This window comes from Mycobacterium syngnathidarum, assembly GCF_001942625.1.
Lineage (GTDB): Bacteria > Actinomycetota > Actinomycetes > Mycobacteriales > Mycobacteriaceae > Mycobacterium > Mycobacterium syngnathidarum.
This window is the reverse complement of record NZ_MLCL01000075.1, coordinates 1-17619: the sequence shown is the minus strand read 5'-3', so window position 1 is coordinate 17619 and position 17619 is coordinate 1. Positions and strand designations below refer to the sequence as shown.

At 65.1% G+C, this 17619-nt stretch carries 15 protein-coding genes; 8 read left to right on the top strand and 7 right to left on the bottom strand.

The genetic code is table 11. The annotated features are described in order from the left end of the window. Position 1: 1 nt before the first annotated feature. Both BKG60_RS20370 and BKG60_RS20365 read right to left on the bottom strand, forming a co-directional pair. Positions 2-1618, bottom strand: coding sequence for a flavin-containing monooxygenase (locus BKG60_RS20370; RefSeq protein ID WP_070945200.1), 1617 nt, complete (start codon positions 1616-1618; stop codon positions 2-4). Continuing rightward, on the bottom strand, positions 1615-2634 hold the full coding sequence (locus tag BKG60_RS20365) for an NAD-dependent epimerase/dehydratase family protein (RefSeq protein ID WP_070945284.1): 1020 nt from the start codon (positions 2632-2634) through the stop codon (positions 1615-1617). The genes BKG60_RS20370 and BKG60_RS20365 overlap by 4 nt, the downstream gene beginning before the upstream one ends. A 78-nt stretch (positions 2635-2712) precedes the next feature. Here BKG60_RS20365 and BKG60_RS20360 point away from each other — a divergent pair, with 78 nt between their 5' ends. Then, positions 2713-3654 carry an LLM class F420-dependent oxidoreductase gene (locus BKG60_RS20360; protein ID WP_070184909.1) on the top strand — a complete coding sequence of 314 codons (942 nt, stop codon included), beginning with the start codon at positions 2713-2715 and terminating at the stop codon, positions 3652-3654. A gap of 62 nt (positions 3655-3716) precedes the next feature. Here the strand turns inward: BKG60_RS20360 and BKG60_RS20355 are convergent, their stop codons facing one another. Then, on the bottom strand, positions 3717-4151 hold the full coding sequence (locus tag BKG60_RS20355) for a nuclear transport factor 2 family protein (RefSeq protein ID WP_070184910.1): 435 nt from the start codon (positions 4149-4151) through the stop codon (positions 3717-3719). A gap of 56 nt (positions 4152-4207) precedes the next feature. Next, positions 4208-5413 carry a cytochrome P450 gene (locus BKG60_RS20350; RefSeq protein WP_070945199.1) on the bottom strand — a complete coding sequence of 402 codons (1206 nt, stop codon included), beginning with the start codon at positions 5411-5413 and terminating at the stop codon, positions 4208-4210. A gap of 246 nt (positions 5414-5659) precedes the next feature. Here BKG60_RS20350 and BKG60_RS20345 point away from each other — a divergent pair, with 246 nt between their 5' ends. Genes BKG60_RS20345 through BKG60_RS20335 form a run of 3 tightly spaced genes read left to right on the top strand, consistent with a single transcriptional unit; the run spans position 5660 to position 8954 of the window. Next, positions 5660-6676, top strand: a complete 1017-nt coding sequence (locus BKG60_RS20345) for a Rieske 2Fe-2S domain-containing protein (RefSeq protein WP_070945198.1) — start codon at positions 5660-5662, stop codon at positions 6674-6676. Further along, positions 6673-7290, top strand: a complete 618-nt coding sequence (locus tag BKG60_RS20340; protein WP_070945197.1) for a cysteine hydrolase family protein — start codon at positions 6673-6675, stop codon at positions 7288-7290. Before BKG60_RS20345 ends, BKG60_RS20340 begins: the two co-directional genes overlap by 4 nt. A gap of 20 nt (positions 7291-7310) precedes the next feature. After that, positions 7311-8954 (top strand): acyl-CoA synthetase, encoded by a 1644-nt coding sequence (locus BKG60_RS20335; RefSeq protein ID WP_070945196.1) that lies wholly within the window; start codon positions 7311-7313, stop codon positions 8952-8954. Here BKG60_RS20335 and BKG60_RS20330 read toward each other — a convergent pair. Next, positions 8938-10422, bottom strand: a complete 1485-nt coding sequence (locus tag BKG60_RS20330; protein ID WP_070945282.1) for an aldehyde dehydrogenase family protein — start codon at positions 10420-10422, stop codon at positions 8938-8940. The two genes, BKG60_RS20335 and BKG60_RS20330, sit on opposite strands and share 17 nt — an antisense overlap. A 156-nt stretch (positions 10423-10578) precedes the next feature. Between BKG60_RS20330 and BKG60_RS20325 the strand changes: the two genes are divergently transcribed. The 3 genes from BKG60_RS20325 (at position 10579) to BKG60_RS20315 (ending at position 13380) form a co-directional block, all read left to right on the top strand. Next, entirely contained in the window at positions 10579-11364 is a 786-nt protein-coding gene (locus BKG60_RS20325) for an SDR family oxidoreductase (RefSeq protein ID WP_070945195.1), read from the top strand. A 79-nt stretch (positions 11365-11443) separates the two neighbouring features. Further along, positions 11444-12664 (top strand): cytochrome P450, encoded by a 1221-nt coding sequence (locus BKG60_RS20320; protein WP_070945194.1) that lies wholly within the window; start codon positions 11444-11446, stop codon positions 12662-12664. 11 nt (positions 12665-12675) lie between these two features. Next, complete coding sequence (locus tag BKG60_RS20315) at positions 12676-13380, top strand: TetR/AcrR family transcriptional regulator (protein WP_070945193.1); 705 nt, start codon at positions 12676-12678, stop codon at positions 13378-13380. Positions 13381-13412: 32 nt separating this feature from the next. Here the strand turns inward: BKG60_RS20315 and BKG60_RS20310 are convergent, their stop codons facing one another. Then, the gene (locus BKG60_RS20310) at positions 13413-14873 is read right to left on the bottom strand and encodes an aldehyde dehydrogenase family protein (RefSeq protein WP_255741142.1); all 1461 of its coding nucleotides are present in this window, start codon (positions 14871-14873) and stop codon (positions 13413-13415) included. A gap of 106 nt (positions 14874-14979) precedes the next feature. Further along, positions 14980-17202: a molybdopterin-containing oxidoreductase family protein gene (locus tag BKG60_RS20305; protein ID WP_070945191.1), complete on the bottom strand. Its 2223-nt coding sequence runs from the start codon at positions 17200-17202 to the stop codon at positions 14980-14982. A 29-nt stretch (positions 17203-17231) separates the two neighbouring features. Here BKG60_RS20305 and BKG60_RS20300 point away from each other — a divergent pair. Beyond that, a partial coding sequence (locus BKG60_RS20300; protein WP_075909935.1) for a Zn-ribbon domain-containing OB-fold protein occupies positions 17232-17619 on the top strand: 388 nt, incomplete at its 3' end.

The following is a 17619-nucleotide window of genomic DNA, read 5'->3' as shown; positions in this document are numbered from 1 at the left end:
TCTAAGCAACAGTGAATCCCGTGTATCCGGCAGCGGCGATCTCGTCACACCGGCGACGGTACTCGGGGATGCCCGCGGTGTATCCGAGGTACATCCTCTTCTTCCCGGGGACATTGCCGCCGTTGTACCAGGAGTTGCAGCTAGGGTGCACCAACACGGTGGGTGCCACCAGTGCCGTGGTGTGTTCCACCCATTCTTCCTGCGCCTGCGGTGTCGCCTCGATACTTGAGTACCCGCCGACCCTCAGGTATGCGATGCAGTCCGCGATCCACTCCACGTGCTGCTCCAGGGCGGCCACGAAGTTTGTTGCAGCCGAGGGACTTCCCGGACCCTGAATGGTGAACAGGTTCGGGAATCCGGCCACCGCCAGCCCGAGGTAGGACAGCGCGCCTTCCTTGGACCAGTACTCCCCCAAGACCAGGCCGTCACGGCCTCGCACGTCGATCCGGCTCAGGGCGCCGGTCATGGCGTCGAACCCGGTGGCATACACGATCACGTCGAGGTCGAAATCCCCTTGTTCGGTGGAAATTCCGGTGGTGGTCACCTCGCGGATGGCGCCCTTGCGCAGGTCGACGAGTGTGACGTTGTCCCGGTTGTAGGTCTCGTAGTAACCCTGGTCGATGATCGGCCGCTTGCAGGCGAACGGGTGGCTGGGCGTCAGCGACGCAGCCGTTTCGGGGTCATCGACGATTCGAGCCACGGCTTGTCCGTACAGCTCGGTGGCCATCCGGTTCGCATCGATGTCGAAGAAGACATCGCCCCAGTTCAGCGCACCCATGACACCGTGCTCCTCGACGGCGTGCCGTTTCTCCTCGGGCGAAGCTGATTTCACCGGCGGCCGGACAAGCATCTCGAGCAGCACCGAGAACGCGCTGAGTCGCGCCGCACCGACCGGATGTTCGCGCTGCGCCGCGCGGATCGATGCGTAGTCGGCCTTGAGCGCGTCGAGCTCGCCAGGTTCGAATGGACGCACCTGCCACGGCAGTGTGAAAGCCGGCGAGCGCTGGAACACCGTCAACTGCGCCGCCTGTGCGGCAACCACCGGGATCAATTGCACGCCGGTGGAGCCGGTGCCGATCACCCCGACCCGCTTGCCGGCGAGCTCGACGCCCTCGCGCGGCCACCGACTGGTGAACACCGACCTGCCGGTAAAACGGTCCATACCGGGAATATCAGGCTCCAGTGGCACCGACAGGATTCCGGTGGCGGCCACCACGAAAGGTGTGCGCAGTGTCTGACCGTCGGCGGTGGTCACCGCCCACTGAGAAGCGCCCTCGTCGAACGTCATCGACACCACCTCGGCGCCGAAGATGATGTCGCGGCGCAGGTCCAGCCGATCGGCAACGAAGTTGAGGTACGCCTCGATCTCCCGCTGAGCCGGCATCGTCTCGGTCCATACCCACTCCTGCTGGATCTCGTCGCTGAAGCTGTAGGAGTACTCAATGCTCTCGATGTCGCAGCGCGCGCCCGGGTAACGGTTGACCAGCCAGGTGCCGCCGACGTCATCGGCTTTCTCCAGGACGCACACGCGCAGTCCGTGTTCCCGTAGCCGGTGCAGCGCGTACAAGCCGGAGAACCCGGCGCCGACGACGATCGCGTCGAAATCTACGGCGCTCACAGATCGATGACCTTCTCGTTGCGGTTCTTGCGGTCGACGTAGAACTGAGCGGCCCGGGCGATCGAATCGGTGGTCGGTGCGGGCTTCCAGCCCAGGTCTCGCGTCGCCTTGCTGTGGGCAGCGGGCGAGGTCAGCCACATCAGCCGGGCCGCGGTGAAGTTCATCGGAAAGTCGGTGCCGAACAACCGGTTCGACATGCCGGCCAACCATCCGAAGACATACAACGGGGCCATCGGGATGCCGAATCGCGGTCCTCGCGCGCCGACTGCTGCTGCGGCAGTGGTGAGCATCTCCTTCTGGGACATGTAGCGTTCGGACACGATGTACCGTTCGCCGATCCGGCCGTGCTCGGCGGCCAGGACCAGAGCCTGCGCCGCGTCGTCTATCCCCACCACTTCCGAGCCGACGCCCCGCACGTACACCGGCAACTTGCCGAACGCCGCCATGGCCACGAGCGCACCTTGTCTCGGTTGCCAGTCCGGCGGACCATAGGGGTTCGAGACACACATCGCGACCGCTGGGAGCCCCCGGTCCCGCGCGTAAGAGAGCACCAGATCTTCGGCCTGCCGCCGGGATTCGATGTACGGGCCGCCTTTGCCGGCCCAGTTGAACGGGGTGTCCTCATCGACGGCTGCCCCGTCGTCGCCGACGGCAATCGTTCCGATGGTGCTGAGAAAGACGAAGCGCTGCAGGTTGGCATTTACCGCGACGTCGAGGACATTGCGCAGGCCCTCGACATTGGTCGAGAACAGTGGCGCCGGGTTCGCGAGGTGCGCGCGGGTGTCGACGACGCAGTAGAACACCACGTCGCGATCGGCCATGGCCGTTGCCACCGCCTCGGTGTCGAAGATGTCGCCGTAACAGCGCTCGACGTCGACGTCGTCGATGCCCTTGGTCGAACTGCTCCGACGAAGCAGCACCCGCACGTCATCGCCGCGCTCGACGAGCTGGCGGGTGACGCAGGCGCCCACGTTTCCGCTTGCGCCCATGACGAGTACTTTGCGCCGGCCGGCCATCATCACTCCATCCCGTCTGACAATTATGGGTGGATGTTACGGTAATGCTTTCAGTATGGTGCCAAAACGGGGAGACCGATGAAGTACACCCTGGAATATCCCAGCGAACTGCCCACCGCACCTGACGATTTCCTGCACCCCGAGGTGATCCGTGCGGTAGCCACCCAGGCCGAAGCGGCGGGGTTCTCGGCTGTCGCACTGAGCGAACATCCCGCCCCCTCGGTCAAGTGGCGGAACAACGGCGGCCACAACACGCTGGACCCGATCTCCGCACTGAGCTTCATGGCAGCAGTCACCACGCACCTTCGCCTGATGACCAATCTGTACGTGCTCCCATTCCGCAACCCGTACCTGTCCGCCAAGGCTCTCGGCAGCCTCGATCTGGTATCCGGCGGCCGGCTCATCGCGGGCGTCGGGGCGGGCTATCTGCGATCCGAGTTCTCGGCAGTGGGAGTGGATATCAACCGTCGCGCCGAGTTGCTCGACGAAGCGCTGACGGCATTGTGCGCTATCTGGAATGAACCTCAAACACCGGTTTCCGGAGCCGGTTTCGCCGCCGTCGGCCCGGTCTGGCTGCAATCCCCCACTCAGCGACCGCACCCGCCGATCTGGATCGGCGGCAACGGCGCCGCCGCAATCCGGCGCGTGGTCGAACACGGTGACGGGTGGATGCCGATCATCGCCGCGGCGGGCATGGCTTCATCGATGCGGACCGCGGCGATCGAGACCATCGAGCAGTTCGGGTCAGCCGTTGGCCGACTGCGCCGCCGCCTCGCCGATGCCGGCCGCGACCCGTCGTCCGTCGACATCCAGGTGGTGTGTCCACCGGTCGATCTCGACGACGATACGTCAATTGGGCGTGCGCGCGAGGTGCTGGCCGAACTAAGGGGTCACGGCGCCACCTGGGCCGTCATCCACGTGGACGGCAGCAGCCCGCAGGCCGCACTCGACTACATCAAGGCGTTCGGCGAGGAGATGGATCTTGTTGCAGATCAGAGCATCTCGGAGTCACGCTTGTAACGCCACGGCGGCGAACCGCGCAAATTCCCGCCACAGCGCTACAAACGCGGGCCGCGCAGGGGCTATGCGCCCTTGAACTTCAACAGCGTCCGGGTCAGGTGCAGACTGGTGATCTGCCATGTGCCGTCCCGCTTTTCGTAGGTCTCGTGATAGTGGCCGGCCCCGTGCAACTCGCTGCCGTCGGAGAAGAAGAGCATGTCTTCCATGGCCCAGATACCAGTCGCCGTGGTGTCGGAGGTCAGCATGATCTCAGGCGTGTGGCAGTGGTGGACCGTCGCCGCATTCTCCACGCCGCCCCAGACCACCGGGAAGAACTCGTCGAAGCTCTTCAAAGGAGGCGCGGTCTGTGGATCGGCCCCGCCGGTCGACACGGCCATGTCGAGTTTCACCACGACGTCGTCGACGAACAATCCCCGCCAGGCATCGATGTCCTTGGTGTCCAGGAACCGGCAATAGCGGGCTTTGAGCTGCTTGATCGCTTCGATGTCGTCGGACAACGGGCCACCTCCTGATCGACTGCGGTGCACTATATCTCCGTCTGGGGCACCCGTGGTCAGTCCAGCACACGAACCGGCACGTTGCTCCAGCCCGCGACGTTCTGCATGTTCACCCGTTTGCAGCCGTCCCAGTCCACTTCATAGCGCGGCATGAAGTCCAGCATCTTGTCCAGCGCGATGGCGCTCTCCAGGCGAGCCAACGCGGCACCGAGGCAGCTGTGAATCCCGTAGCCCAGCCCGAGATTCTGCGCTTGGGAGCGGTCGCGATCGATGTCCAACCGGTCCGGTTCGGTCCACGCCTCGGGATCTCGGTTGGCCGAACCACCCACCAGGAACACCGGCTTACCGGCCGGGATCGTCACGCCGTGCAGTTCGATCTCACGCATCGAGCGCCGCACGTTGTACTGCGCCGGCGCCTCGTAGCGCAGCAGTTCCTCCACGGCCAGCGGTACCTTGCTGCGGTCGTCGAGCAGCTTCTGCCACTGCTCTGGATTCTGGGCGAAGACCACCGCCGCGTTGCCGAGCAGCTTGGTCACTGTCTCCGCGCCGGCACCACCGAGAAGCGTGGCAAATTCGGTGATCTCGATGTTGGTCAACGGTTCCATCTCGCCGTTGTCCCGTTCGATCTCGGCCTCGATCAGTTGGCTGATCAGGTCGTCACCGAGCTGCGCGCGGCGCTTCTTGGTCAGCCGAAAGTAGTAGATGGCCATGTCGACGGCGGACTTGACGCCGACTTCGCCCATCTCGATCTCGCCCGGTTCCCGGTGCAGGAGATCGTCGATCCACAGCCGGATCTGCTGTCGGTCCTGCTCTGGAACACCCTGCAACGAGGTCATCACGTCGACCGGAAAGCGCGCGGAGAAATCCTGGACGAAGTCGAAACCGGCCGGGTTCACCGCCGACAGATGCTTGTCGACCAGCTCGGTCACCAGTTCCCGCTTGGATTGGATCGCCCGCGGCGTGAAGACCTTGTTGAGCAGACTGCGCATCCGCCGATGGGCCGGCGGGTCCATCGCGATGATCGAACCATGTTCGGTGACATCGGCTTTGCGAACCTGCGCGAGGTCGACGCCGTAGGCCGATGAGAAAGTTTCGTAGTCCTTGAACGCCGCGGCGACATCCTCATGACGGGTCAGCGCGTAGAAGTCGTACCGCTCGCTGTAGTACACGGGCGCATGCATGCGCATCTGCCGGTACGTCTCATAAGGACTGTTGAAGAAGTCCTGAGAAAACGGGTCGAACACCACCGTGGCCGCAGTCATCGATAATCCTTCTCCGCATCCGTGAGCGAGTCACGATCCGTGCCATAACCCCTGACAGTTCACCCACCGCGCTCGGCTGGGCCGCTTTTTTGTAAACGCTACCGTAAGCCATTCGATACAATCAACGCACCACCGGGCGCCCGGACACGTTCTCCTCTTTCGATGCCGAAAGCACTACTGTAATCTCTTCCGTACCTATCGGGAGAGATCGATCGCGAGTGCACCGACAGCAGGAGGAAACTGGTCATGAAAGTGCCGTTCACCTGGAAGGTCACCGGCTGGTTCATGATCGGCTGGTCGGCCGAGTACGAGGTCGGCGATGTGAAGGCGCTGAAGTACTTCGGCGAGGACCTGGCCGCCTACCGCGACGAATCCGGGCAGCTGCACGTGTTGGAGGCCCACTGCAAGCATCTGGGCGCGCATATCGGCCACGGCGGCAAGGTGGTCGGCGATTGCGTGGAATGCCCGTTCCACGGCTGGCGGTGGGGACCGGAAGGCAACAACACCTACATCCCCTACCAACCCGACAAGCCCAATCGTGGGCTGCGGCTGCGGTCCTACCCGGTCAAAGAGCAGTACGGCTGCATCTTCATGTGGTACCAGCCCGAAGCCAGGCCGCCGCAGTGGGAATTGCCCGACATCTTCCACAAGTTCCCTCAGTTCGAAACCGATCCGAATGCCTACTACCGGCCCTACCCCGAGTTCTCCAGCCGGGCCGATGCGATACCGGTGCATCCGCAGATCGTGGCCGAGAACGGTCCGGACAGTTCACATTTCCGCTACGTCCACGGAGCCACCGTGACACCGGTCTGCCTGCATTGGGAACACGTCGACGAGGAATGGCGGTTCCTCACCGGCTGGCCCGACACGCGCAGCGACGATCCCAACAAGATGGCGCTGCGGATTCACAGCCACTTCTCCGGCCTCGGGTTCGCCATGAGCGCCTTCGAAGGCTCGTCGAACCACCGACTGATCTTCGCCTGCACCCCGGTCGACGACAAGGTGTCGGACATGTTCTATTCCATCTGGTGGCCCAAGCTTGCAGGTGAGACCTCCGACGTCCCACCCGAGCAGGTTCGCAAGCAGGTCGAGAAACAGTTCCTCAAGACCGTGTGGGAAGACTGCGACATCTGGCGCTACCAGAAGTACGTCGAACACCCGCCGCTGGCCAAGATCGATGCCAAACCCTATATGGCCATGCGTAAGTGGGCCACCCAGTTCTACGAGGTCCCGCCGGTCGAGAGTGCTGTCGCCGGCGTATGAGACCCGATCTGAGAGAACTCGCCGCGCCCGAGCACACCGCGATCGTCACCCAGGAATGCCAAGGCGCGGTGGTCGGTCCCGATGCCGGCCTCGCCGCCCTGGCCGACGAGGCCCGACGGGAGGCACTACCCAACATCGCCCGGCTGCTGCCGGCGGCGCGAGGCGTCTCGGCCCGGGTGGTGCACTGCCTGGTGCAGCGACGCCCCGACGGGTTGGGCTCCAATCACAACGCCAAGATCTTCGCCATCGGCCGCAACGACGTCGGTATCCTGCCCGGTAGCCCAGGCGCCACCTTGCTCCCCGAATTCGGCCCGGAACCAGACGATCTCGTGCTCTCGCGCTGGCATGGCCTGGGCCCGATGGGCGGCACCGATCTCGACCCGATCCTGCGCAACCTCGGCGTGAGCACCATCGTGGCCGTCGGAGTGTCGGTGAACATCGCCATCACCAACCTGGTGATGGACGCGGTCAACGCCGGGTACCGGGTAGTCCTGCCGCGGGATGCGGTGGCCGGAATCCCGACGGCCTACGCCGACGCGGTCATCGACAACACCCTGTCCCTACTGGCCACCGTCACCACCACCGAACAACTGCTGCACGCCTGGCAGCGCTGACCGTACAAGAGGAGCACCCCGTGCAGTTCACCGTTCCGGTTGTCGCCGAAGCTGTCGCCGCCGCCCTTTCAGACCGCCCCCTGATCGTTCAAGGTGACCGCCGATTCACCTATCGCCAGGTGGTGGACCGGTCGAATCGGCTGGCGGCGTACCTGCATTCGCGCGGACTGGGGGTGCACACCGAACGAGATGTGCTGGCCGGCCACGAAGTCGGTCAGGACCTGCTGGGTGTCTATGCCCACAACGGTCCCGAGTTCGTCGAATCCCTGCTCGGGTCCTTCCGTGCCCGCGTCGCCCCATTCAACGTCAACTACCGCTACGTCAAGAACGAATTGCAGTATCTCCTGGCCGATTCCGGAGCGACCGCCCTCGTGTACCACGCTGTGTTCGCACCGCACGTGGCCGAGATCCTCCCCGATCTGCCGGCGCTGCGGGTTCTGATCCAGATCGCGGACGACTCCGGCAACGAACTGCTCGACGGCGCGGTCGATTACGAGGCGATCGTCGGCTCCGCAGCCCTGACAGCACCTCCTGTCGAGCCCAGCCCGGACGACCTCTATGTCCTCTACACCGGCGGCACAACCGGCATGCCCAAGGGCGTCTTGTGGCGCCAGCACGACATCTTCATGACCGCATTCGGCGGACGCAACATGATGACCGGCGAGAAGGCGCAATCCATCGAGGACATCGTCGAGCGTGCGGTCGACAACCCGGGCACCAAGCTGCTCATCCTGCCGCCGCTGATTCACGGCGCGGCCCAATGGGGTGCGATGACAGCGGTCACTACCGGGCAGACGGTCGTATTCCCCAGCGTGGTCGACCGTTTCGACGCCGACGACGTGGTGCGCACCATCGAACGCGAGCAGGTACTCGTGGCCACCGTGGTGGGCGACGCGATGGCACGACCCCTGCTGGAGGCGATCAGGACAGGGGCCGCGGACGTGTCCTCACTGTCGGTGGTGGCCAACGGCGGCGCGCAGTTGACCCCCTACGTCAAGCAGCAACTCATCGACGCAAAGGAGAACCTCATCGTTGTCGACGGGGTGGGATCATCGGAAACCGGCGCCCAGATGAGCCACATGTCGGCCCCGGGCGCGGTGTCGACCGGAACCTTCAACGCCGGGCCCGACACCTGTGTGGTGACCGAGGATTTCACCGCGGTCCTGCCCGCCGGACACGACGGGCTGGGCTGGCTGGCGCAACGCGGATTCGTGCCGCTGGGCTACAAGGGCGACGCCGCCAAGACCGCGGCTACCTTCCCGGTGATCGACGGCGTGCGTTATGCCACTCCGGGTGACCGTGCCCGCCATCTGGACAGCGGCGCGATCGAACTGCTCGGCCGCGACTCGGTGACGATCAACTCCGGTGGCGAGAAGATCTTCGCCGAGGAGGTCGAATCCGCGATCGCCTCGCATCCCGCAGTCCGCGACGTGGTGGTCACCGGCCGCCCCAGTGAACGCTGGGGACAGGAGGTGGTCGCCATTGTCGCGTTGGCCCAGGACGCGACAGCGGGCGCCGACGAGCTGATCCGGCACGCCGAATCCTCGATCGCCCGGTACAAGCTGCCCAAGGACGTGGTGTTCCGCCGTGCCATCGAGCGCAGCCCGGCCGGCAAGGCCGATTACCGCTGGGCTCGCGAGCAGGCGGTCAGCGAAACTTCTTGAGCCGTGCGGTGGTCCGCTTGCGAGCTCGTCGCAAGCTGAGGCCGGCGCTGACCCGCATCGAACCGGAGAACGGGCGGGCCGCCTGCCCGGTGACCGTGAAGGGCAGGTCGCTGCCGACCACGGTTCGGTAGTGGCTGAACGCATCGAAGCCGGCTTTGCCGTGATAAGCGCCCATCCCACTGCGGCCCACTCCGCCGAACGGCGCGCTCGAGGGGATCATGTGCGCGGCAAAGTCATTGCGGGCCACCCCACCACTGCGCGTGTGGCTGACGAAGTGCCGGAAGTCAGCGTTGTCGGGGCCGAACCAGTACGCCACCAGCGGTGAGGGGTGGGCGTTGATGTGGTCGATTGCCTCGGTGAGGCGCGAATAGCCACGGACCACCAACACTGGTCCGAAGACCTCTTCCGTCGCGATCCGCATCCGGTCGTCGACGTCGCGCACGATGGTCGGCGCGATCTTGCGGCTCGCCGGATCCGGCAGCACCTCCCCCGCCGGTACAACCGAATCGATGCGGGCACCCTGTGCCCGCGCATCGGCGATGAGGCCGACCACCCGATCGAAATTGGCCTGGTTCACCGAAGAGCAGTAATCGGGGTTTCCGACGATGCTGGGAAACAACGAGCTGAGAGTCTGGCGCGCCACCGCGACGAACCGGTCCACTTGCGCATCCGGTACGAAGACATAGTCGGGGCACACGCACACCTGGCCGCCATTGACCATGCGGCCCTGGGTAATTCGGCTCGCTGCGCGTTCGATGTCGGCACCGGGGGCCACGACTACCGGGTTTTTGCCACCCAACTCCAGCGTGACCGGGACCAGATTGTCCGAGGCCGCCCGCGCCACCAGCGCTCCGATCGAGGGAGATCCGGTGAAAAACAGGTGATCGAACGGGAGGCCCGCGAACGCGGCGGCCACGTCCCGCCCACCGGTCACCACCTGCAACTCTGTCGCGTCGAAGTACTTCGGCGCGATCGCCGCCATCAGCTCGGCAGTGCGTGGGGTGACCTCCGACATCTTGATCATCACCCGATTGCCCGCGGCGAACGCTGCTGCCGCGGGCAGCACCGTCAACTGGACGGGAAAGTTCCACGGGCCGATCACGCCGACCACGCCGAGAGGGCTGGGCAACACCTCGGCACGCAATCCGGCGAAGCGAGCGGCGCGCATCAGCTTGGTCGCCCGCATCCATTGCGGCACATTGGCTCTGGTGTGCTCGATGACCGAGAGCATGCCGAGGATTTCAGCGAAAAAGGCTGCCGAGCGCGACCGGGATCCGTAGTCGGCCGCGGTGGCGGACACGAAATCCTCCGAGTTGTCCAACACCATCGCGAGTAGGCGGTCGATGCGGTTGCGGCGCAAGGCGGCCTCCGGTGGGCCGTCGGCGATGAACGACCGGCGCTGAGCGGCCAGCGACTCACCCAAGCCCCCGCGCAGCTGTATCGCCGCACACTCCTCGACCGCGCTCATCGAATCCGTCTCCTCACCAGCATGCATCGCACTATTTGAAGGCCCTCCGGTAAGGCTAACGGTAGCACTCGCCCAGCAGGCGGGAGCCGATTGTCCGGCTGAGTCGAATTGTTTACAGTCATCCTTACTGTCGTTCATTCAGTGAAAGGTCGCCGCATGTCGGAAAGCGCACGCAGGATCGTCGTCGTCGGGGCCGGCTCCGGGATCGGAGCCGCCACCGCAGCGCACTTCTTCGAGCGTGGCGACCACGTGCTCGCGGTCGACGTGCGGCCCGGTGACACCCCTGCGTCGGAGCACGCCACCTGCGATCTGCGGGACGCCACCGACATCACCCGGCTCCTCGGGGAAATCGGCGACGGCTGGGACATGCTCGCCCATGTGGCCGGGGTCCCGGGCACCGCGCCGGCTGCCGACGTCCTCAAGGTCAACTACCTCGGCATGCGACTGATGACCGAAGGCATGCTGCCACTGCTACGGCACGGCGGTTCGATCGTCACGGTGGCCTCTACCGCGGCCCTCGGCTGGCAACAGCGCATCGACATCCTCGACGGACTCCTCGAACTCGCCGACGGAGCCGCGGTGGAACGGTGGCAGGCGGGGCAGGACCCGGATTTCCCCGTTTACACCACCTCCAAGCAGGCCGCGATCCTGTACGTCAAGCGGATCGCTGGGCCGGCCTGGAGCAAGTACGGGGTGCGGGTCAACACCGTCAGCCCGGGCCCGGTCGAGACTCCGATCCTCACCGACTTCGAACAAACGATGGGCAAGGACGTCCTGGACATGGTGCGGGCCACTGTCGGCCGGCATGCCACCGTCGACGACGTGGTCCCGCTGATCGCCTTCCTGGCCTCCCCCGCGGCGCGCTGGATCAACGGCCAGGACATCCAGGTCGATGCCGGCTTCATCGCATCGATGAGCAACGGGGCCCCGATCTCGCTCTGAACCGCGCCGACTTCATTACTGTATGGTTTACCGTAATATGCATCGGCAAGCTGGCAGCGTTCCGACCATGGGGTGAGTAATGGAGAGTGACGTTCAGGGACTGGTCGTCGACGAAGCTGTTGTCGACAGGGCCACCCTGCTGCGCGATCCGTACCCGATCTTCGCGCGGCACCGGTCCAAGCATGGCGTCTTCCGCGGCTCGGTGATGGATTGGTCCAAGACACCGGAATCGCTACTGCCCGAACACCAATACGCCGCGGTGTCCTTCGACGCTGTCAACACCGTGTTCCGGGATAGCAAGTCGTTCAATTCGAGAATCTATGACAACACGATCGGGCTGTTCATCGGTCCCAGCATCCTGGCCATGGAGGGCAAGACCCACCGCGACCACCGGAACCTGGTCTCGGCCGCGTTCAAGTCACGCTCGCTCCAGCGCTGGGAACCCGAGATCGTCCGGCCGATCTGTGAGGCGCTCGTCGACGAGTTCATCGACACCGGCACCGCTGATCTGGTACGCGACTTCACGTTCGAGTTCCCCACCCGAGTGATCTCGAAGCTGCTCGGACTTCCCGAAGAAGACCTGCCCTGGTTTCGGCAGCGCGCGGTCGAGCTGATCAGCTACACCGTCAAGTACAAACGCGCCTTCGAAGCTTCCGCCGCCCTCAAGGACTACTTCCTCGGACAGATCGAGCTGCGCCGGTGCAAGCCGACCGAGGACATCATCGGCGACCTCGTCACCGCGGAGATCGACGGTGAGAAGCTCACGGACGAGGCGATCTATTCGTTCCTTCGATTGCTCTTGCCGGCGGGGCTGGAGACCACCTACCGGTCTTCGGGAAATCTGCTGTACCTACTGCTCACTCACCCCGAGCAACTCGCTGCGGTACAAGAAGACCATGAGTTGATCGGCCCAGCCATCGAAGAAGGGCTGCGTTACGAAACACCACTCACCACCGTGCAGCGCTCGACCACCCAGGACACCGAACTCGGCGGCGTCACGCTGCCCGCAGGCGCGGTGATCGATGTCTGCATGGGCTCGGCCAACCGGGACGAGGCCCGCTGGGAACGGGCCGAAGAGTTCGACATCTTTCGGAAGCGAGTGCCGCACATCACCTTTGCCGCCGGTGAGCACACCTGCATGGGGTTACACCTGGCGCGCATGGAAACCCGGGTGGCCGTGGAGAGTTTGTTGTCCCGGGTGCGCAACCTCCACCTGATCACCGACGAGGACCCGCACATCTTCGGCCAGCCGTTCCGCTCCCCCACCGCCATTCCCGTCACGTTCGACCCGAGCCGCTGAAGGACGAAGCAATGGCCAGGCCCGCGAACACCAACGGTCGCCAACGTCGCGAACGCGGGTCGATCAGCATCGACGAAATCCTGCGCGGTGCATTCGAACTCGCTGGCCAGGTATCGGTCGACAACCTGAGCATGCCGCAGTTGGCCCGTCATCTCGATGTCGGCGTGACGAGCATCTACTGGTATTTCCGTCGCAAGGACGACTTGCTCGATGCGATGACCGATCGTGTCCTGCTCGATTACGACCTCAGCGTGTCGTCTATCGCGGCCGGTACCTGGCGAGAGTCTCTGCACGCACACGCCCATCGCATGCGTGAGATGTTCAACTCGAACCCGATCATGTGCGATCTCATCCTCATCCGCGGCACCCGAGGCGTACCGGCGTCACGCACCGCGCTGGAGAAGATCGAGCAACCAGTCGCCGCACTGGTGGCGGCCGGGCTCACCCCCAAGCAGGCCTTCGACACCTATACGGCCATCTCGGTGCTCGTGCGCAGTTCCGCTGTGCTGCAACGCTTACAGAACCGCACCGCCGAACGACAGTTCCCCCGCGAGTACTGGGAACAGGTGATCGACGCCGAGGCGATGCCGCTGATCGCCTCGATCCCCGGGCGCGGCTATCGCATCGGCATGGCCGATGACGGCAACTTCGACCACATCCTCGCCAGCATCCTCGACCGCGCCGAGGCGTTGAGTCACGCCGCCATCCAGGGGTAACTTCCCTCCGCCGAGCAGACGCAAGGGGAAAGCTACTGCCGCGGCCTCCGCCAGCCGATGGTCTTGGTCTCGGTGTACTGCGCGAACCCTTCGATCCCGCACTGTCTTCCGAGACCGCTGTTCTTGTACCCGCCGAACGGGGCATCGGCCCCGTAGTACATACCGCCGTTGACGCCGATGGCTCCGGTGCGAATGCGCCGCGCGATCGCCATCGCCCGCTCGGATGATGCCGACATCACCGCCCCGGCCAACCCAAACGCACTGTCGTTGGCGATTCGCACCGCCTCGTCGTCATCGTCGAACGGCAGCATCACCAGCACCGGTCCGAACACCTCGTCCTGGGCGATCGCCGATCCGGGATCTGCCCCGACGATGACGGTGGGTGCGACGAAGTGTCCGTCGGCCAGGTGCGCAGGCAGCCCGTCGGGCGCGCCGCCGCCCACCGCGATGTCGGCGCCGTCTCGGCGGGCACCCTCGATCGCCTCGAGCACACGGTGCTTCTGCGCCGCACTGATCAGTGGCCCGACCAGGGTGGTCGGCAATGCCGGATCGCCCACCGGCACCGCACCGAACGCCATCGTCACATTGGCGACCGCCTCGTCGAACAGGCTGCGGTGCACCAGCATCCGGGTGTTGGCCGCACAGGCCTGCCCGGCGTGCACGCACGCCCCGATCGCACCGGGGATGATGTGGCCGGGTTTGGCGTCGTCGAGCACGATCATCGCCGACTTGCCGCCGAGTTCGAGGAACGTGCGCTTCATGGTGTCGGCGCCGACCCGCATCAGATGCCGGCCGACGGCCGTCGACCCGGTGAACGACACCATGTCGACCCGAGGGTCGGTGCCCAACTGCCCGGCCACCTCGTTGGACGGAGTCGGCACCACGTTGACGACGCCCGGCGGCATGTCGGTGCGTTCGGCGATCAGCCTGCCCAGCCGGGTGGCATTCCACGGTGTGTTCGGATCCGGTTTGAGGACAACGGTATTGCCGGCGGCCAACGCCGGCCCGAGTTTGTTGAGGATTACCTCGATCGGGAAGTTCGACGGGGTGATCGCCGCGACCACACCGACTGCTTCCTTGACGACGGTACGGGCGTTGCGTTCGCCGAACAGGCCGCCGCCGTCGAGGGTGCGTTCCCATTCGAATTCGTCGATCAAGCGGGCCGGATAGCGCAACGCCTCGACCAGTGGCCAGTCCAGCTGGGCATTCTCGGTCGTCATCGCCGGACAGCCCACCTCGGCAATCAGTTCCTCACGCAGATCGTCTTTTTCGGCCTCGGCGGCGTCCTGCAGCTGGGCCAGCACGCGCTTGCGTAAGGTGCGGTTGGTGCTCCAGTCCGAGTCGTCGAACGCATGCCGAGCCGCGGCGATCGCGGCATCCATGTCGTGTACACCCGCTGCTGCGGCCGACCCGAGAATCAGGCCCGTGGCCGGGCTGACGTTGTCGAATTCGGCGCCGGACGCCGCGGCCACCAACTTGCCGTCGATGAGCATGCGCTTCTCGGCTCGGGCCGCGGCACGGCGCCCGATGTCCACACTGGTGACGGCCTGGTCCGCGACTTCACTCACGCGACCAACTGTAACACTTACAGTATATTGATCAGCGGGGTTCCACCTGCACGGGCACGCCGGTGAGCCAAGACATGCCGGCCAGCGCTTCCACGTCGGCGGGATCACTCGACATCAACTGGTTGACGTTGGCCCCGCCCGCCTGGTTGGCGATCCGCCAGCGCCCACTCCCCTTGTGCCCCCACCCGTGAGGTATCGCGACCGTTCCCCGCACGATGTCGTCGGTGAGCGACAGCGAAATCTCGATCTGGCCGTACGGCGACCGCACGCGCACGGCGTCACCCTCTGCGAGGTGACGCATCGCAGCATCCTCGGTATGCATCAACGCACGTTGAATCCTGTTGCCACGCATGAGCAACGGTGAATTGTGCAGCCAGGAGTTCTCCGAGCGCGGTTCCCGCATGCCGATCATGCGCAGCGGATAGCCGTCCGGCTCGGCCCGTCCCGACAACGCGCCGATTTCTGACGCGATGTCCTCATGCTCGAGCCGTATCCGGCCCTTCGGATACACCACGACCTCGCCCAGCACCCCGGTGCGAATGTTCGGCGCCACCACGACACCGTGCGGATGCTGTTCGGCCAGGCGACGGAACGTCAACCCGCCACGGCGCAGCCCGAAACGGTCACCGCCGTCGGCCATCCGGATCATCATGTCGATCATCGGCCGTGGGCTCAGCCGCTTTCCCCGTCGCGCCGCCCGCTTGGCCGCCAGCCGGAGCGCGACGAATACCGGTGTCCGCACCTGCGTCCGGCTGATCAGATCGACGATGATGTCCCATTCGGTGCGAGCCTGGCCGCGCGGCGCCACCAGGGCGTCGGTGGCCTGACGGAACGGCGTCGCTTGAAACATCTGGAACGTGACGGCGAAGTCATCCCGTTCGTACATCGTCGTCACGGGCAACACATAATCGCAGTGCGCGGTGGTCTCGTTGACGTAGAGGTCCAGACCCACCGACAGATCGGTCGCATCCAGCGCTTGTTCCAACTCGGCACCGTTGGGGACCGACAGCACCGGATTGCCCGCACCGACGAACATCGCCTTGACCTGCCGCAGGCCCGGCGTGGTGATCTCCTTGGCCATGAATGCGGCAGGTTCGGCCCCGATGACCAACGGGAGGTCTCCGACCCGCGTTCGCTTGGTCCGATAACTGCGACGCAGGGAAGCGCCCATCGCCAGCGAACCCCACTTCTGGCCGGGGATGCCCAGGGTGCTGAACACACTGCCGCCCGGGGTATCCAGATTGCCCGCGACGAGGTTGACCGCGTCCAGCAGGTAGGTGGTCAAGGTACCGTTGCGGCCGACGCACGTACCCAGCCGACCGTAGACCGCGGCTCGTTCGGTGGCGGCCAGATCGCGGGCCAACGTCCGGACCGTGTCCGGCTCGATTCCCGTATGCCGGTGGGTGGCCTCCGGGCTGAAACTCGCGGATTGTGCTCGCAACCAACCCAATCCGTCAGCCTGCACCTCGGCCCTGGCGCTGACGAGCCCCTCGGCGAACAGCACCTGCAGGATCGACAGGAGCAGGTACGCATCGGCATCCGGGGTGATGCCCAGCCACTCGAACTGGGCGGCCGTCTCGCTGCGCCGCGGATCCACCACCACGACCCGCCCACCGCGCTTGACGATGTCGTGCATGCGGTCCTTGATCCGAGGGGCGGTCAGGAAGCTGCCGTGGGACACCACGGGATTCGCGCCGAACACGACGAGCAGATCGGTACGCATCAAATCTGGGATGGGTACCGGGAACGGAGCGCCGTAGAGAAACTGGTTGGCCAGTAGTCGGCTGCTGGTGTCCTGGGTAGACGAACTGAAGAAATGACTGTCGCCGCCGATGCCCTTGGCGAACGCCATCGCGGCGAACAGGTGCGAATAGCTGAAGGCCGCGGGGTTGCCCATGTACCACGCCAGCGCACCCGATCCGTGGCGGCCGTGGATTTCGGTGAGCCGGGCGGCGATGTCGTCGAGCGCCGCGTCCCAGCTCACGGGTTCGAAACCGTCCGCTGTGCGCTTCAACGGTGTGGTGACCCGGTCCGGGTCGTTGACGACCTCGGTGAACGCGATGCCTTTCTGGCAGGCGAATCCGGCCGACAGCGGGTGGTCTTTGTCCGGCCGCAGTGCCGTGAGCTTGCCGCCCTCGACCGTGGCGATCATGCCGCACAGCGGCTCGCAGATCCGGCAGAACGTCACCTTGGACTCGGCCCCACGCTCGCTCACTTGGACTACGTTACTGTAAGAGTTACAGTTGCTGGACATTTTCGGCCGAACACGGAGGAATCGGACGCATGCAGAAGGCCCTTGCGCCAGAGATCTCGACCTGGCCCGACACCGAACCGCAACTGATCGGCAGCCGCTGCACCGACTGCGCGGCCACCGCCTTCCCGGCCCAGGCTCGCTGCCCTCGATGCAGCAGCGCCAAGACCTCAGAAATACAGCTCCCCCGCCGCGGCACCGTCATCGCCTGGACCACCCAGGGCTTCCCACCCGGCGCCCCCTACAAAGGCCCCACCGGAAAGAACTTCGTGCCCTTCGGCGTCGGCCTGGTCGAACTCACCGACGACACCGGCCCCGTCATCCGCGTCGAAGGCCGACTCACCGAAAACGATCCGACGAAACTGCAATTCGGCATGGACGTCGAACTCACCATGATCCCGTTCACCACCGACGAAGACG

What these genes read in the sequence shown, in the direction of transcription:
- BKG60_RS20325 (WP_070945195.1), top strand. Translation starts at nt 10,579, where the DNA reads ATGTCGGAAAGCGCACGCAGGATCGTCGTCGTCGGGGCCGGCTCCGGG.
- BKG60_RS20315 (WP_070945193.1), top strand. Translation starts at nt 12,676, where the DNA reads ATGGCCAGGCCCGCGAACACCAACGGTCGCCAACGTCGCGAACGCGGG.
- BKG60_RS20330 (WP_070945282.1), bottom strand. Translation starts at nt 10,422, where the DNA reads ATGAGCGCGGTCGAGGAGTGTGCGGCGATACAGCTGCGCGGGGGCTTG.
- BKG60_RS20360 (WP_070184909.1), top strand. Translation starts at nt 2,713, where the DNA reads ATGAAGTACACCCTGGAATATCCCAGCGAACTGCCCACCGCACCTGAC.
- BKG60_RS20340 (WP_070945197.1), top strand. Translation starts at nt 6,673, where the DNA reads ATGAGACCCGATCTGAGAGAACTCGCCGCGCCCGAGCACACCGCGATC.
- BKG60_RS20310 (WP_255741142.1), bottom strand. Translation starts at nt 14,873, where the DNA reads ATGCTCATCGACGGCAAGTTGGTGGCCGCGGCGTCCGGCGCCGAATTC.
- BKG60_RS20350 (WP_070945199.1), bottom strand. Translation starts at nt 5,413, where the DNA reads ATGACTGCGGCCACGGTGGTGTTCGACCCGTTTTCTCAGGACTTCTTC.
- BKG60_RS20345 (WP_070945198.1), top strand. Translation starts at nt 5,660, where the DNA reads ATGAAAGTGCCGTTCACCTGGAAGGTCACCGGCTGGTTCATGATCGGC.
- BKG60_RS20305 (WP_070945191.1), bottom strand. Translation starts at nt 17,202, where the DNA reads ATGTCCAGCAACTGTAACTCTTACAGTAACGTAGTCCAAGTGAGCGAG.
- BKG60_RS20365 (WP_070945284.1), bottom strand. Translation starts at nt 2,634, where the DNA reads ATGGCCGGCCGGCGCAAAGTACTCGTCATGGGCGCAAGCGGAAACGTG.
- BKG60_RS20320 (WP_070945194.1), top strand. Translation starts at nt 11,444, where the DNA reads ATGGAGAGTGACGTTCAGGGACTGGTCGTCGACGAAGCTGTTGTCGAC.